Below are 15,691 nucleotides of genomic sequence, written 5' to 3' on the forward strand. Positions count from 1 at the left end.
TTTAGGTCATGGTTAAGGTGTGGGTAGGGTAAATGCTATGGCGGGCATGGGCCAATATGGCCTCGTCATATATCTTGTTCAGCTTTGCCAACCTTTTATCCCATTTGTGCTCGTTGGCGCAAACCAGAGTTGTATGGTACATATCGGCCAGTATTTTTGTATTGCACAGCAAGTTGTCCAGTGCGCAGCTCATTTCTTTTACCATGTCGGAATGGTTGCCGGGCAAAATTTTTATACCGCATTTGCTGCAAAGTACATCGCCCATGCCGCAGTGGTCAATAGTTAGGGTGGGTACCCCATTGCTCATGGCCTCAAAAGTTACTGCGGGGTTATCTTCAGCAATGCTGGTAATCATATGTAAATGTGCGTTCACCATTATTTGCAAAGCTTGTTTGCGCGGCAAATGGCCATAAAAAGTAATGTTACCTGCTATGCCTTTAGTTGTTGCGTAATTCTCAAGCTCGTTACGCAGGGGGCCATCGCCAAGCACATGCAACTTCCAGTTATTTTGCTTTAGGGCAGCTAAGGCATCAATACATAATTTCAAGTTTTTGCGATGGATGAGGCTGCCGCTCCAAACCAAATCTACTTGCCTGTCTATGTTGTTAAACTTATCCGCTGCCGGTGTTACGCGGCAGGCGGCAGCTTGTTCGGGCAGGTAATAGCTATCCCGGTTGAAGCGCTGCCAAATAGTTTCGCGGCCCAAAAGTGTTGCAGATATAAGAACATCTGCCTTTTCAAAAGCGGCTTTTATCCTGAAAGAATAGCCCAGCTGGTACCGGTTTATATAATTTTTTACAATGAATTTAAGCCGGGCTTTAACAGGCAGCGTAGCAATTAACTCGCCGTCCATTATTTTCATTCCGCCTATTGGCCCCCAAACCAGGGGTTTGCCCAATTGATGTAAAAAGCCCGGCTCGCGAAAACCTATAGGCCCCAGTTGATGCACTACATCAATATCAACCGTTTTTGCAATCTCTTGTGCTGCTTTTAGCGCCTGCTTTTGCCACAAGTAATAAGCAAAGTAAAAAAACCAGCCTAAGCCCACTTTATTCAACAGGTTAATGCTGTTGGCCAGCCATCCGCCTTTTACCTCAATAAATTTTACGGTGGGCATCACATGCTCTTCGAGATATAGTTTAAGTCCTTCTGTATCGCCCATGTGATCGTCAGACATGCCGTACAGTACCCACAGTTGATGCTGCTCCGCAAGGTTTACAACGGTATTCCATGCCGCAGCATACTCCGAACCCTTGGTTGGAGATATTGCATATGCCGATATGAGGATATTCTTTTTCACGATGCAGCAGTAATTTTAACCTCGCGAAAAGGGTCGTTATACCAAAGGCGCCAGCGTAGTTTGTTTAAATAATTGAACATGCCCGATAGCACGAAATTAAACCCGTTCAAGTTCCTTTTCATCACGGCCAGTTCTTCCCGGTGCATTTTCTGCACATCGTTACTTACCCCGAAAGTGCGCATGCAGGTAATGTGTTCATCTACATATTTGATGGAGTAGCCGGCTCGTTTTATCCGCAAAAACAAGTCGAAATCCATGGCTATTTTTAGTGTGGTATCGTAGCCGCCAACCCTTTTATACACACTGTTTCTTACAAAACAAGTAGGATGCATTATATACATGCCATAGTTAAGCCAGCTTACTTTGCTCTTTTTTATGCGCTGAAAACCGTTTTGGCCAATAAGCAATAAATTGCCGCAGCAAACATTATCACCGGCATTTGTATTGGCCATCATTAGTTCTACAGCGTTGGGGGTATACCAGTCATCGGCGTTCACTAACCCAATCCAATCGCCGGTAGCCAAAGCAATGCCTTTATTAAAACCGTCGGCAATACCTTTATCGGGTTCGCTTACAATAACGCTTATGTTATCCCGGTACTTCTCTATCACTTGCAGGGTGCCGTCGGTAGATCCGCCGTCAATCACTATATATTCAATGTTTTTATAGGTTTGGTTAATAACGCTTACAATAGTTTGCTCAATGGTGCTAACCGCGTTAAGCACCGTTGTCACTATTGTCACCTTTAAATTTGTGTGATGGGGTATATTCATAACGGTATTAATAAGCGGGTTGATGAATAGGGGGCTCGTTGTATTCGGTCAAGAAAAGCAGGTAGTTAAAGTTTAAATAGCTATAACCAAGCGTTATCATTAGTATGCTCATCTCCACATTAAAAAATGCGGTAACAATGTAGTTGGTAAGGAACAGGCTGAAAATGCAGCCGATGGTAAGTGCCGCAAATAGTTTTATGACCGGTTTTTCTTGTGTATTAGCGTATTTGCGCCAGTTAATAAACACCAGCCTCAGGAATAGTATTAGGTAAGTGAGGATGCCTATTATGCCCGTTTTAATAAGCAAATATAGCCAGCCATTGTGCAGCACGGGGATGTATTGGTAATCGGTATCTTCGCCTAACCTCAGGAAAGTTTTCAGATCTACCAATTTGCCTAAACCACCGAATATCCAGTCTTTGGTATCGCCCTGGGCGTATTGGTTTAGCGCCATAAACGATTCATAGCCCCGGTATTTGGTGTTTATTTCCTCTTCGGTATTGTAATTGCCAATGCTCAGTTCGTTAAACGAGCCTAAAAGTTTATCTACAAATGATGTTGATGTTTCGGTAGCCCTAAAAAAGTTGGCAGGCACCATAAAAAGCAGCATAACTATCATGAATGACACAGGTATTACCCATTGCCTCTTTACTTTATCGGCTACAAGCAATAGCAAAAAGCAAAGTGTTATAACAAGGTAAGTACGCGATGCGCACATGTATATGCCCATGGCATTTATCAGCAGGAACAGGTTGAACTGAAACCGGCTAAACAACCTGATGTTGAATTTTTTAGTTATGAGTAAAGCGGCAAGCGCTATTGGCGGGCCGGGGGTACCAACAATACCCGCAGCATAGTGGGCCGAATAAGGATCGCTGAGCGAGCCAACGCCCATGTAATAAACCGAGATAGAGGTTACCAGAATAGAGGTGAGTACACCGGCGTAAACCAGCGCCTTTAAAAACTCGCCAATTTTTAACCTGAAAGCCAGTAAAATACCAGCTAAAATGAATATTACGGGTAGCAGGAAGTAGTAGAAATCTTTAAAAATAAGATAGTTATCGTTAGAGAAACCGGCAAACAGCCCCAAAACAATCGGGATGATAAGAATGGTAAACAACCGCACCGGTTTTAGCGCGGTTAGGTGCTTTTTTAGCGGCATGGCAATTATAATGGCGGCTACCCCCAAAACAATTGCTTGCATGTGGAAAAACGAAGCTAAAACCAGCACAAGTAGCAGGGCCGAATAAAACTTTGCTCTCATAGCGTTATAATTTTTATGAGGTGTAACTATTCTCTTTGATAAAAACGGCCGGGTTGCCGGCCCAAACCTGTTCGTCGGGTATGCTTTTAAAAACTACCGAGCCGGCGCCAACTATTGAATTTTTGCCAATGGTTACACCTTTTAAAATTGTGGTGTGCCCGCCAATAAAGGCACCGTCCATTATGGTAACGGGTTTGCTTTTTACGCCATCTATACTTTCGGGTACCCTATTGCGTATCCGGGCATCAAGCGAATGGAAATCGGTATCGTAAATAACCGTGTTTATGCCAATTTTTACATTATTGCCAATGGCTATTTTGCTATGGCATATAATGGCAATGGAGGTTACGCCCACGTTATCGCCTATAACAATTTCGGCACCTTTGGCGGCTACAAAGTAGCATTGTTGCTGCCTGCCGCCCATAGCATGGTATTTACCGCTGTTAAACCAAAACCCTTTGCCTATGGTAAACTTCCCTTCCATATTAATATCAAGTATGGGGATGCCGAAGCCTACAAAATCGCTATTAAATTCAACCCCGTTAAGGTGGAATTTAAACGTTGTAACTATGTGCGAGTACACCCTTGCGCTGTTGTAGTAAACTACACGCATGCCGCGGTAAGCTTTTCGTATGTAGTGTATCAGGCTCATTTTATTATATGTGTATTTATCAGGCCGCGAATAAGCCCGATGCTGTGCCATTAATTATTTTTTTTGTTTGAACAGAAAATGCAACCCCCATCAAAATAAATACAATGGTGTTTGATGTGGTAACCCCGGCCAACCCCCAGTATTTCCCCAGCACAATGGCCAAGGGTATGTTTATTAAAGCACAAAAAATGCTGAGGTACAATTGCAGCTTTATTTTACTGATGCCGTTTAAAAACTGCACATACATTGCCTGCCAGATAAGGGCGATGGTATAAATGGCCATTGACAGCGATAGCGTGAACGGCACAACCATATCTTCGCCCAGCCATAACCTGTAGATAAGAGGAGAGAAAGCCAAAAGCAGTAATGTAGCTGCGCTTAGCCCCATCCATAACTTATTCATTTTATTGAGTGTAAGGTTTATCCAATCGTGGTCTTTTTTTGCATAGGCCTCGGTAAAGGCGCTCCAGAAGGGCGTAATGATCATGATAAAAACCATGATGATTACCGAGAATAGCTTGTAGGCGATATTGAATGTGGTAACATCCTTAGGGCTAAATAACTGGGTAATTACAATGTTGTCGGTTTCGTAAAGTACCAGGGTGCCTATCTGGATAATAAAAAATGCCCCTCCCGCAGATAGTAATTGCCTGGCGTACCCTACATTTATCGACCTGAAGTTTGGTGCCAGCGCATTATAGGTGCCACTGTAGAACCAAATGCTTGCTGCAAGCAATACCAGTAATGGTATAGCGGTAAACGCATAAATGAGATAGCTGAGCGAACTTTCTTTAAAATTGATAAGGAACAGTACCCCCAGCAGCGTAAACGTTTGGCTTAAAACACTTATTAGTGCCGGTAGCGCCGGTTGCTGGTTAGCAGTAAGTACAGTATTAATTAACTGAATAATAAACTGGAGGCAAAAAAATGTAAAAATTACAGCCACCAGGTGGTTTAAATTGCTCAGTTCATTGTGGGGCACGTTAAGAATGCTATGCCAGTTAATGTAAGGGTTTATGAGGCAAAACACAGTTAACAGTATTGCCGAAATAAGCGTTAATATAGCGTAAGTAGAACTTACATAGCTTTTAGCTCTATCAATGTTATCTAAAGCAATATCTTCTGCCAGTTTATTTTTTAGCCCATTGCCAAGCCCCATATCAAATAAGGCCGCCCAGGTTATAATGGAGCTTAGCGTTAGCCAAACCCCATAATTGGTGGCACCTACATAGCTAATTGTAAGCGGAATAAGGGAGTATGAAATAACCACCCCGCCTGTTTTAATTAATAACGATTGGAATATGTTCCGCTTAGCCCTAAGCGAACGCTCATGCCCTTTCGTAAAAAATTTACGAAACCCGGTTTCTACTACCTGAAGCATAGTGTGTGTTATTTAAAACTTGGTTTAAGTTTTTTCATCAGCGTAGCAAATTTGCCGCTGTAGGTTTCAACATTATCATAATGGTAATTGCCATATCCATAGCCGTAGCCGCTAATGTCATTGCTGTTTAGTTCAATATCATTCACAACCAGGTACATCTGTTTTACTTTCTTCTGCTTCTGCAGATCGTTTACTATCTCTAATTGCGACTTGAAAGTATAGTTTTGGCGCATTACGTAGCAGGTAATGTCCGCAAACTCTTCAATTATCAGAGCATCAGATACCTGCCCTACCGGTGCAGTATCAATAATAACATAATCAAACTTGCGCCTGAGGTCTTCAATCAGCTCTTTCAGGCGGGGGCTCATTAGTATTTCTGCAGGGTTAGGCGGTATCGTGCCCGATGATATGAAATAGAAGTTCTCATTGAAAGATGATGGTTTTATCAGGTCCTCTATGTCATTTTTCTCAGGCGATACCACATAATCGGTAAATCCGTAAGCTGCATCGGTGCCAATGTATTTTAACAGTTTAGGCTTACGGAGGTCAAGCTCCAGCAGTACCACTTTTTTTCCGGATAATGCAATTGAGTTGCCTAAGTTTAATGATACAAACGATTTGCCTTCGCCGCTCATGCTCGATGTAAACATGATAACGTTAGACCGGTTGCCGTTGGTTACATACTTAAGGTTGGTACGCAAAGCGCGTATCTCCTCACTAATTACAGAGCGTGCCTCGTTATAAATCAATACTTTTTGCTTATTGGTGTTCTGGCTTATTTTGCCCAATACAACTACTGAGGTATGTTTTTCTATATCATCTTTCTTGCTTATCCGGTTATTCAGCGTCTCTTTTAACCCTATACCAGCGGCAGGTATAAGCAATCCTGCAATACAAGCAATGGTGTAGATAAAAGATTTTTTTGGCGCGAAGGGGTCTTCTCCGCTCTCGGCGTTATCCAATATGCGGCAATTAGAGATAGTGGCTTTTTGCGAAATAGCTGTTTCTTCCCTTTTTTGCAGTAAAAACAAATACAGGTCTTGTTTTAAGCTTTGCTGCCTCGAGTAATCTAAATATATGCGCTCTTTAACAGGAGCAGCCGCTATTTTATTGGTTATGGCGCTGTTTTGCTCTCTTATTGCAGCCTGCGAAATATTTAAACTACGGCTGTAATTTTTTAGGCTTGTTTTTAGTGCCTGGCGTGCAACTTCTATTTGCTGGTCGAGGTTTTTTATGATCGAGCTCGATTCCTGCAAGCCTAACTTCAGTTGCTCTTTGCGCAATAACATCTCATTGTAGGTGTTAATTGCGCTGCCGAACGACATATCTTTTGTAATAAGCGAGCTGGGTACAACCTGCGCTTTAGGTCCGCTGTTGATGTACCTGTTAAGGTCGTTCACTACGGCTAATTGCACTGCACTTTCGTTAAGTTTCTGCTGGTAATCAGTAGCACCCTGAACAAGCGCTTTAGATTGGGCATTGATGTCGGATATTTTATTATTGACTTTATATGCCTCCAGGCTTTTTTCAACCTTATCAAGTTCCGAGCTTACTACAGTAAGGCGGCTGTCAATAAATTTTATTGTGCTATCAGCAATGCGTATTTTATTGGAGAGGTTGTTTTTTAAGTACAGCTCCATAAAACGCTGTAAAATCAGCTCGCCATGTTTAGGGTCGCCATAATTCAATTGCAGGTCTATAACGGTTGATTGTTTATCGTTAAGCCCAGCCATGAATTTAGCTGCCAGTTCGTTCTCGGCCCTTTTGAGCGATTTGATAACGATCTTATATTCTCCGTTTGGCTGGAAGTAGGCGGTTTTGTTTAATGTGATTGTACAGTCTGATAATTTGTTTGGCACGCCAAAAACTCCTTTTATATCAATATTTCTGTCCTCGTTTACCAAGCGGTAGGTTTGGGCATCAAGTATAGAGAGTTGGTAAGTGCCGGATTTATGTAACTCGCCGCGTTGGGCAACAGCTACCTTAAATGGCGCGTCATCGTAAATTTCGGTTTTTAAGAAGCCATTATTATCAAAAACATGAACGTTAATATTCATGTCGGTTATTACGCGGCGTAACAGGTTGCGCGATTGTAAAACCTTCACTTCGTTATCCGAGTTGCTCTTGATATCGAAAAGCGATGAAAGGTCGGCGTTTACGCCGTTGGTGAGTAATTTTGTCGGCGAGTTCTTCTCGTCTTCAATAATTATTTTACTTACGATATTCCATTGCCTGGGTGTAAATTTTATAACAATGAAAGCGATAAAAACGCTTATCACTACACCTCCCACAAATAGGTACCAATAGTTGGCCACTAAGGCAATAAGCTTTCTTGCCTCGTTGGCATCGTCTTGTTTTTTGTAGGTGAAATCAAGCTTTTCGGCTAATAAATCTCCGTTGTTCATAAACTGTAAATTTTAAGGTAGGTGGATTACTGAAGTACTATTAAATACTTAATTACAGCGGTTTATTTGCATAAAGGTACCTGATAGCATAGCTCATTCACATTAATTTAGGGACAATGAATAAGGTGAATGCCTTGAATAAAATGAACACGGCTAACAGTGGTTGATTTATGCCACATGCCGAGAGAATTTTTTATTCCGCCGGGCAACAATTTGTATGCGCTGTGGGCGTAGAGTGGCTTAGGCGGGTTGAGCCGAAATATAAAGCAGGCCCGAGGCTAATACCGCATGGCAAGTAAGTGGGTATTGCTTGCAAGGGTAGTAGCCCGGGCCTGCCCGGTTTTATGTATTATAGAAGCATTTTATTAACCCTGTACCGGGTTTATTTGGCGGAGAGGCCGCCCAGGAACAGATCGATAAGTTTAACCGAATATTCGGGAAATTCGTATTGCGGGGCATGACCCGAACTGCCTATTACGTGCAACTGTGCCGATTTCCAAACGCGTACCAGCGGGAACCAGTTTTCTACCGGGCAACTTGGGTCGTGGTCGCCCGAGAGAATAAGTATTGGGAATGGCGCCGTTGCTAATTTTTCCCGGCTGGCATAACTATCTTGCTGATAGTCGGCAACCCCTTTAAAATAGTCGCCAAATTTATCGGGCGTAACTGCTATGCTTAAGTCAGCTTTGCGGGATGCTATCCGTTCACGCGAAAGTTTAGCAGCCTCTACGCTCGCGGGTATGTTGGGTTCAAAAAATAATACCTCATCATCCCGCAGGTCGTTATAAGGCTTAAAGGCAGCATCTAAAAATGCCTGTTCTAAGGGCGCATCGTTTTTGCCCGGCGGGTTGGCGCCTATCAGTATCAAATTCTTCACTTTATCGCCAAAGTTTGAAGCGTAAGTTTGCGCAACGGCTCCTCCGTACGACCAGCCCAGCAGATCGAAGTTCTCCAGCTCGAACGCTGCTGCCACGCTATTCACCGCCTTGGCCACATCAAGCATATTGTGCGGCAATTGCCCATCAGACAAGCCGATGCCCGGGTAATCGAAAATGATCACCTGGTGCTTTTGTGCAAGAGTATCTAAAAAGGCAGGGTCCCAAGTATCGAGTATCCCCCGGAAGCGGTTGCAGAGGATAATAGGCGTTCCTTTGCCTATAACGCGGTAGGCAATTTTCCCCTGCTCGCCGGGCAGGTATCGTGTGGGCGCGTTGCGAGCGTCATTGGGCGCAGATGTTGTGTTTGTTTCCATGTTTTAAGGTTTTATGTTCACGCTACGCATAAATTGGGCTTGTTTGCTTAAGTGGTTGATATTTAAAATATTGGTTGCTGGTATTTGCCCAATAAGCTTGCGAAATATCAGCTATTGTCGAAATAGCGACAGGTTTAAAGCTGGTAGCCCGTGCGGGGCTTAAAACAGAGGCAGTATTGCCTTATAACTCTGCGCAGTGTTGAGGGAGTATCGATATTTCGATAGTAAAAGCGTGCTGATGTCGGCATTTCGACAATTTTGAGAAGGGGTTGATTTTATTTATTTGATAATCAGGTATTTGAAATTGGGCATGATTTTGTATACAAGGATTTTGCGAACCTCACCTACATCTAAAAACCTTACCGGCACATGAACAGCACCTACACCCAACCCTCTCGAACGCAAGTTCATTTGAGTATTAATGATGAGCAGAAGAACCTGCTGTTAAGTTATTCATACAGCATTGCCCAGGCACGCAGCAAGGCCGATTTAAGCAGTGCTATTAACGACAGGTTGAAAAGGGTTTGCGGTATGAAGGACTACCTGATATCAACAATAGATGAAGCAACGCACACTCACGGCAGTTTTCTGATCAATGCCAATTCCCATTACGCGCGCCGTGCAGATTTTAAAGAAATGATGAATGCCCGGTTTTGCATTAATGATGGGCTGGCCAATATGGTACTCAATTCTGCCGATCCGGTGCCTTTCAGCATTGCCGGGCAGGCCAAACGCTGCGATGCCCCCGGGTATGTGGCCTTTTGGCGCGCTATGGGTATAAGCAAAATTGTTGGCGTGGCCTTACGAGTAGGGCATCAACATATCGGTATTTTGTGGATAGAACCTGATAAAGATGCCGATAGCGAGATATTAACGGGAGGCTTTTTTAAAGGGGTGGTTGCCCAGTTGGCCATTGCCCTTGCAAATATACTGGCGAACGAAAGGGCCGCAGCACACCTCAAAGAGATAGCACATTATAAACAGCAGCTGGCAGAAGAACGTACTTATTCACAGCAACAAGCCTATAATACAGTTAGCAATAAAGAGGTGATTGGCAACAGCCCCCAAATGCTTGAAGTATTTAACAGGGTGGAGCGGGTGGCTTACAGCGATACTACAGTACTGCTACTTGGCGAAACCGGAACCGGGAAGGAACTGATAGCGCAGGCCATACATGCAGCCTCGCCCCGGAAGAATCGCCCCATGATAAAAGTGAATTGCGCTGCGCTGCCCGCCAACCTGGTAGAAAGCGAATTGTTTGGCCACGAAAAGGGCAGTTTTACCGGTGCTACAGAACGCCGGATAGGAAAGTTTGAGCTGGCCGACAACAGCACGCTGTTTTTAGATGAGGTTGGCGAATTACCCCTCGAACAACAGGCAAAGTTATTACGCGCCCTGCAGGAAAGGGAAATAGAGCGCATAGGAGGAAAAAGCCCCATAAAAGTGAACATACGTATAATAGCAGCCACCAATCGCGATTTGCTGAAAGAGGTTGCCGCCGGCCGTTTCAGGAGCGACCTGTACTACAGGCTTAATGTATTCCCCATACTGTTACCGCCGCTACGCCTGCGCCAAACCGACCTGCTGCCGTTGGCCCGGTTTTTTATCAAAAAGTTTTCGGGCAAACTGAACCGAAAAGTAGAAGGACTCTCTAAAAAAGCAGAACAGGAACTGATGGCCTATGATTGGCCGGGAAACGTGCGCGAGCTGGAGCACGTGTTTGAACGATGCGTATTAATGGCAACCGGGCCAACCATTAAAGAACTTAACCTTTTTACCGACGCAACAGATAAGCCACCCGGCAAGTATTGCAGCAACACCGCAGTGCAAACGCTGGAAGAAAACGAGCGGGAACATATTTGCCACGTGCTTCGGCTTTGCAACGGGAAGATATCCGGGTATTTTGGCGCGGCCGGGCTGCTGGGAGTGCCGGTATCAACCTTAAATTCTAAAATAGTGAAGCTAAATATCGCCAAAAAGCAAAAGGTTTTCAGCAATGGGCATCAGGCGGTTTTGTAACCATACATGCCCGAAGGCAAGCTTTGCTTTTTCGGCGTTAAAGGGTAAATTCGTAACACGGCCGGCACGTTGCTTTAATTCCAGATAAATGAAAAGAAAGGTACTTATTGTTGAAGATGAATTTATTGAAGCAAGCGGGCTGGAGCGTGTATTGGAGAAAGCGGGCTTTGCTGTTATGGGCATAGCTATGTCTGTTGCGGAAGCCTTGAAAATGATAAACCGCGAAAAACCGGATGTTGTGCTGCTGGATATCCGGTTAAAAGGCCCCGAGAACGGTATACAACTGGCTCAGCAACTTAAGGCCATGCAAATTGCCTTTGTGTTTCTTTCTGCCAACTCCAACAGCAGCATATTCGATGAGGCTAAAAAGACCGAACCATACGGCTTCCTGGTAAAACCATTTCGCGAAAGAGACGTGTTGAGTACCCTGAACATAGCTGCCTATCTGCACGAGCAAAAACAAAAACTAAATCAGCGCCACCAGGCCATCCTCGAAGAAAAATTTGTGCAGGCGCCTGGTATAAAGGGCATCATAGGCGAAAGCCATAAAATTTTGCACGTACTAAACCTCATTAAGGTGGTAGCGCCGGTAGATACTTCGGTTTTGATACTTGGCGAAAGTGGTACCGGTAAAGAGTTGATAGTAGATAGCATTCACCACCTTTCTAAAAGGCGTGCTAAGCCCTTAGTAAAGATAAATTGCGCCGCCTTACCGCAAACGCTGATAGAATCGGAACTGTTCGGGCACGAACGAGGCGCTTTCACCGGCGCAGTAGAAAGGCGTATAGGTAAATTTGAGCAGGCCCATGGCGGCACTATTTTCCTTGATGAAATTGGCGATATGCCGGCCGATCTGCAGGTGAAGCTGTTACGCGTGCTGCAGGAAAAGGAAATTGAACGCTTGGGCGGCAAGGGTACGATAACTGTAGATGTAAGAGTTATAGCCGCCACCAATAAAAACCTGGAAAAAGAAGTTGCAAAAGGCACTTTCAGGATGGACCTGTACTACAGGCTTAACGTATTCCCGGTAACTTTGCCGCCCTTGCGCGAACGAAAAGAAGATATTCCGCTGTTAGCTGCGCATTTTATAACAACTTTTAATAAGCGGCTGAGTAAAAACATTGGCGGGCTTTCAACAAGGGCCATGGCTGCGCTTATAGACTATAACTGGCCGGGCAACGTACGCGAACTGGAGCACCTTATAGAGCGGCATATGCTTTTGGCCGACGGTAAACTCATCAACCATATTGAATTGCCATCGCCGGCTACTTACCAGGAACCCGAAAGCGGCGGCGGGCGGGTAAAAACTATGGAGGAGAATGATATAGACCATATTATTAAAGTGCTGAAACTTGCGAAGGGCAAGCTTGCCGGCCCCGGCGGCGCTGCCGAAATGCTGAACCTGCCTTATTCTACCTTAGCCTCCAAGATCAAAAAATTGGGTATTAAAAAGAACGATATTTCCGGTTAACCATACTAACGGCCGCCTGCCGAGATCTGCTACAACCCATTGTATTGCGTTAAATAACGAAATATAGCTATCGAAAGGGTCGTGTTTTCTTGTTTAATTTGTTGATAATTAGATAATTGAGCATTTGGTGTGTTTTGTGTAATGGCTGATAAAAAACCCATTATGGAAAACCTCATCTACTTTATCACCCGGGCAGTGGTGTGCGGCTGCCAGCTCACTATTTTATTGGCGGCTTATAAACAGTACCGCAAGGCATCAAAAACCAGCGGTTGGCTTTAGGTTCGGACCATCGGTTGATGCGATAGCTTCCTGCTATCTAAATAGCAATAAAAAACGAAATACCGTTGTGATTACTTGAGGCTGTTTATAATTAACTTGTTCATTTATAGGTAATTGTTCCTGTTGGAGTGGTGCTTGCATTGTTGGTGCCGAAAGCCATTAGGACCGACATGATAAGCCAAATCCCAAAACACAATGAATAATAACTTAAAAACGAGCATGATGGCCGCACTGTTGTTTGCGGCCCTGCTGAACACCCGTACCGCAGAGGCGCAGGTAGATTACGCCACCGACCCGCATTTATCACCAGCTGTTAAGTCCTTCTTAAAACCGTTAAACGGCGGCGGTACACCATTAGAGGCCATGCCGGTTCCCGATGCCCGCAATGTGCTTGTAGGGGCGCAGAAGGTACCCGTAGACCTATCTGGCATTACCGAAACGGAGAAGGTGATCACCGCAGACGGGTACAAGATCACGCTGAACATCGTTCGCCCCAAAGGCGCGGTTGGTAAGCTGCCGGTGTTCCTGTTCATCCATGGCGGCGGTTGGGTACTCGGCGATTACCCTACCCACAAACGCATGGTGCGCGACCTGAGCGTACTTACAGGCTATGCGGGCGTATTTGTTAATTACTCCCGCGCGCCCGAGACCAAATACCCCGTTCCGGTGAATGAAGTTTATGCCGCTGCCAGATGGGTGAAACAAAACGGTGCCCAAATTGGCGTTGACGGCAGCCGCATGGGCATAGTGGGCAATAGCGCCGGTGGCAATTTGGCCACGGCATCTGCCTTAATGGCCAAACAAAATGGCTTGTCGCTTTACAAAGTGCAGGTATTGTTTTGGCCAGTTACCGATGCCGGGTTCAGCAACGAATCGTGGGCAAAGTACGCCACGCAGCGTTTTCTTACAGGCAGCCTGATGAAGTGGATGTGGGACCAATACATCCCGGTTGAAAAACGGAAAGAAATATATGCATCGCCGTTGCAAGCCAGTTTAGAACAACTGAAAGGCCTGCCGCCAACACTTATACAAACCGCTGAGAACGATATACTGTGCGATGAAGGCGAAGCTTACGGTACTAAACTGAGCGATGCCGGCGTAACGGTTACTACAGTAAGGTATAACGATGTTATTCATGATTTTGGTTTGCTAAACGGGCTGGCCACTATCCCGCAGACAAAATCGCTGTTTTTGCAGGCCGCTGCCGAACTCAAAAAATACCTTAAGTAAACCTAACACAGTTACATACGCAGGCAACCCAATGCCTTGTTACCCTACATCAACATGAAAAAATCTGATACTATATTATTTATTACAGGAGCTTTTGTAAGCCATAACTGCTGGGACGAGTGGCGCCCTTATTTTGAAAGTAAGGGTTATGATACTATTGCCCCTCCCTGGCCGCATAAGGATGGCGGGACCGCCGCGCAACTAAGGGCGCGCCAACCCGATGATACCAACCTGGCGCGGCTCACGCTGGATGAACTGGCGAACCACTATGCCGATATTGCGGCAGCGCTGCCGCAGAAGCCCATTATTATTGGCCATTCGCTTGGCGGGCTTATCACACAGATACTGGTTAACCGCGGGCTGGCGCAAAAGGCTGTGGCTATACATCCCGTGCCGCCACAGGGCATATTCCCGTACGAGTTATCTTTCCTGCGGTCGACATGGCGGGCCCTGGGTTTGTTTACTTCACTCGATAATACCTACATGATGTCGTTCGATACCTTTAAGTATGCCTTTGTGAACGGCCTGCCGGCAGCTAAACAACGTAAAGCCTATCAGGACCTTGCCGTGCCCGAATCTAAGCGGGTAGCACGCGGCGGGCTTACCAGTGCAGCAGCTGTTGACTGGAAGAAAGCACATGCCCCCTTGCTGATAACCGCCGGCGACGAAGACCATATCATTCCCGCGCACTTGAATAAACGCAACTTTGAGAAGTATGAGCGGAATGGATCGGTGCTGGAGTACAAAGAATTTAAAGGGCGCAACCACTTTGTACTCGGTCTGCCAATTTGGAAAGAAGACGCCGACTATATTCTGGACTGGCTGGACAGGAATTAAATTGTAAACGATGGCCCTGCAACTAACCCATATAGATACCGCATGCCTGCTGATAGATATCAACGGTTATAAAATACTTACCGACCCTACTTTGGATAGGGCGGGAGGTTGGGATTACCATGGCTATGGCGCGGTTTCGCGCAAGACGGGTGGCCCCAGTTACCTGCCCCCGATGCTGGAGGGCATTGACCTTGTTTTACTAAGCCATCATCAACACCGCGACAACCTGGACCATGCCGGGGAAGCTTTTCTTCGCACCGCTAAAAAAGTGATATCTACGGTGCCGGCAAGCAGGGCCATCCCCGGTGTGCAGGGTTTGCGCGAATGGGAAACAGCCGAAATTTTAACGCCTAAATTAAAGGGGCTGCGCATAACGGCCACACCCGCGCAACACCGCCCGTGGTGGCTGCCCGAGTTTATTTCGGGTAAGGTGATTGGCTTCGTTATCGAATATGACGAGCAGGAGCAGGGCGTTATTTACCTTTCGGGAGATACGGTTTATTTTAAGGGCATTGATGAGGTTGCTGCCCGTTTTAAAGTGGATGTGGGGATATTTAATGTAGGCGCTGTGCAGTTCCGTTACCTTACAGGCTGTGCTAAATATACCATGGATGCGGAGCAACTCATTCGCGCTGCAGAGGTAATAAAGCCTAATAAAATATTCCCGGTGCATACACAGGGCTGGTCGCACTTTAAGGAAAGCGAAGCGGCGCTGATGACCACTTTATACGCTAACGAATATACCCGCGACCGCACACAGTTTTTAACCCCCGGCGAACCTACGCTTGTTACGGGGAGGTAAAGCGGAAAGTTTTTTAGTAGATACCG

The 15,691-nt window shown here is 45.4% G+C and carries 12 protein-coding genes; 5 read left to right on the forward strand and 7 right to left on the reverse strand.

Features of this window, described 5'->3' with window-relative positions; genetic code table 11:
• Nucleotide 1 precedes the first annotated feature (1 nt).
• From BC343_RS24160 to BC343_RS24190, 7 genes are all read right to left on the reverse strand, one after another.
• Nucleotides 2–1,300 (reverse strand): glycosyltransferase, encoded by a 1,299-nt coding sequence (locus BC343_RS24160; protein WP_078350369.1) that lies wholly within the window; start codon nucleotides 1,298–1,300, stop codon nucleotides 2–4.
• Nucleotides 1,297–2,043 carry a glycosyltransferase family 2 protein gene (locus tag BC343_RS24165; RefSeq protein ID WP_162276927.1) on the reverse strand — a complete coding sequence of 249 codons (747 nt, stop codon included), beginning with the start codon at nucleotides 2,041–2,043 and terminating at the stop codon, nucleotides 1,297–1,299. Before BC343_RS24165 ends, BC343_RS24160 begins: the two co-directional genes overlap by 4 nt.
• 37 nt (nucleotides 2,044–2,080) lie before the next feature.
• Entirely contained in the window at nucleotides 2,081–3,337 is a 1,257-nt protein-coding gene (locus tag BC343_RS24170) for a hypothetical protein (protein ID WP_078350371.1), read from the reverse strand.
• A gap of 13 nt (nucleotides 3,338–3,350) precedes the next feature.
• Complete coding sequence (locus BC343_RS31885; protein ID WP_162276928.1) at nucleotides 3,351–3,989, reverse strand: acyltransferase; 639 nt, start codon at nucleotides 3,987–3,989, stop codon at nucleotides 3,351–3,353.
• 19 nt (nucleotides 3,990–4,008) lie between these two features.
• On the reverse strand, nucleotides 4,009–5,370 hold the full coding sequence (locus tag BC343_RS24180) for a lipopolysaccharide biosynthesis protein (RefSeq protein WP_078350372.1): 1,362 nt from the start codon (nucleotides 5,368–5,370) through the stop codon (nucleotides 4,009–4,011).
• 8 nt (nucleotides 5,371–5,378) lie between these two features.
• Nucleotides 5,379–7,775 (reverse strand): GumC family protein, encoded by a 2,397-nt coding sequence (locus BC343_RS24185; RefSeq protein ID WP_078350373.1) that lies wholly within the window; start codon nucleotides 7,773–7,775, stop codon nucleotides 5,379–5,381.
• Between the two features lie 382 nt (nucleotides 7,776–8,157).
• Nucleotides 8,158–9,027, reverse strand: coding sequence for an alpha/beta fold hydrolase (locus BC343_RS24190; protein WP_078350374.1), 870 nt, complete (start codon nucleotides 9,025–9,027; stop codon nucleotides 8,158–8,160).
• Between the two features lie 369 nt (nucleotides 9,028–9,396).
• On the opposite strand from BC343_RS24190, the gene BC343_RS24195 reads away from it, so the two are divergent.
• From BC343_RS24195 to BC343_RS24215, 5 genes are all read left to right on the forward strand, one after another.
• Nucleotides 9,397–11,046, forward strand: coding sequence for a sigma 54-interacting transcriptional regulator (locus BC343_RS24195; protein ID WP_078350375.1), 1,650 nt, complete (start codon nucleotides 9,397–9,399; stop codon nucleotides 11,044–11,046).
• An 88-nt stretch (nucleotides 11,047–11,134) separates the two neighbouring features.
• Nucleotides 11,135–12,517: a sigma-54-dependent transcriptional regulator gene (locus tag BC343_RS24200; RefSeq protein ID WP_078350376.1), complete on the forward strand. Its 1,383-nt coding sequence runs from the start codon at nucleotides 11,135–11,137 to the stop codon at nucleotides 12,515–12,517.
• 474 nt (nucleotides 12,518–12,991) lie between these two features.
• Nucleotides 12,992–14,026 (forward strand): alpha/beta hydrolase, encoded by a 1,035-nt coding sequence (locus BC343_RS24205; protein WP_238381849.1) that lies wholly within the window; start codon nucleotides 12,992–12,994, stop codon nucleotides 14,024–14,026.
• A gap of 54 nt (nucleotides 14,027–14,080) precedes the next feature.
• Complete coding sequence (locus BC343_RS24210; protein WP_078350377.1) at nucleotides 14,081–14,863, forward strand: alpha/beta hydrolase; 783 nt, start codon at nucleotides 14,081–14,083, stop codon at nucleotides 14,861–14,863.
• A 10-nt stretch (nucleotides 14,864–14,873) separates the two neighbouring features.
• Nucleotides 14,874–15,665, forward strand: coding sequence for an MBL fold metallo-hydrolase (locus BC343_RS24215; RefSeq protein ID WP_078350378.1), 792 nt, complete (start codon nucleotides 14,874–14,876; stop codon nucleotides 15,663–15,665).
• Nucleotides 15,666–15,691: the final 26 nt, after the last annotated feature.

Origin of the sequence: Mucilaginibacter pedocola, from assembly GCF_002013915.1 — a bacterium.
GTDB lineage: Bacteria > Bacteroidota > Bacteroidia > Sphingobacteriales > Sphingobacteriaceae > Mucilaginibacter > Mucilaginibacter pedocola.

Excerpts from the sequence above, each read along its gene's own strand:
- BC343_RS24180 (WP_078350372.1), bottom strand. The coding sequence starts at position 5,370 with ATGCTTCAGGTAGTAGAAACCGGGTTTCGTAAATTTTTTACGAAAGGG.
- BC343_RS24190 (WP_078350374.1), bottom strand. The coding sequence starts at position 9,027 with ATGGAAACAAACACAACATCTGCGCCCAATGACGCTCGCAACGCGCCC.
- BC343_RS24215 (WP_078350378.1), top strand. The coding sequence starts at position 14,874 with ATGGCCCTGCAACTAACCCATATAGATACCGCATGCCTGCTGATAGAT.
- BC343_RS24195 (WP_078350375.1), top strand. The coding sequence starts at position 9,397 with ATGAACAGCACCTACACCCAACCCTCTCGAACGCAAGTTCATTTGAGT.
- BC343_RS24170 (WP_078350371.1), bottom strand. The coding sequence starts at position 3,337 with ATGAGAGCAAAGTTTTATTCGGCCCTGCTACTTGTGCTGGTTTTAGCT.
- BC343_RS31885 (WP_162276928.1), bottom strand. The coding sequence starts at position 3,989 with ATGAGCCTGATACACTACATACGAAAAGCTTACCGCGGCATGCGTGTA.
- BC343_RS24205 (WP_238381849.1), top strand. The coding sequence starts at position 12,992 with ATGAATAATAACTTAAAAACGAGCATGATGGCCGCACTGTTGTTTGCG.
- BC343_RS24185 (WP_078350373.1), bottom strand. The coding sequence starts at position 7,775 with ATGAACAACGGAGATTTATTAGCCGAAAAGCTTGATTTCACCTACAAA.
- BC343_RS24200 (WP_078350376.1), top strand. The coding sequence starts at position 11,135 with ATGAAAAGAAAGGTACTTATTGTTGAAGATGAATTTATTGAAGCAAGC.
- BC343_RS24210 (WP_078350377.1), top strand. The coding sequence starts at position 14,081 with ATGAAAAAATCTGATACTATATTATTTATTACAGGAGCTTTTGTAAGC.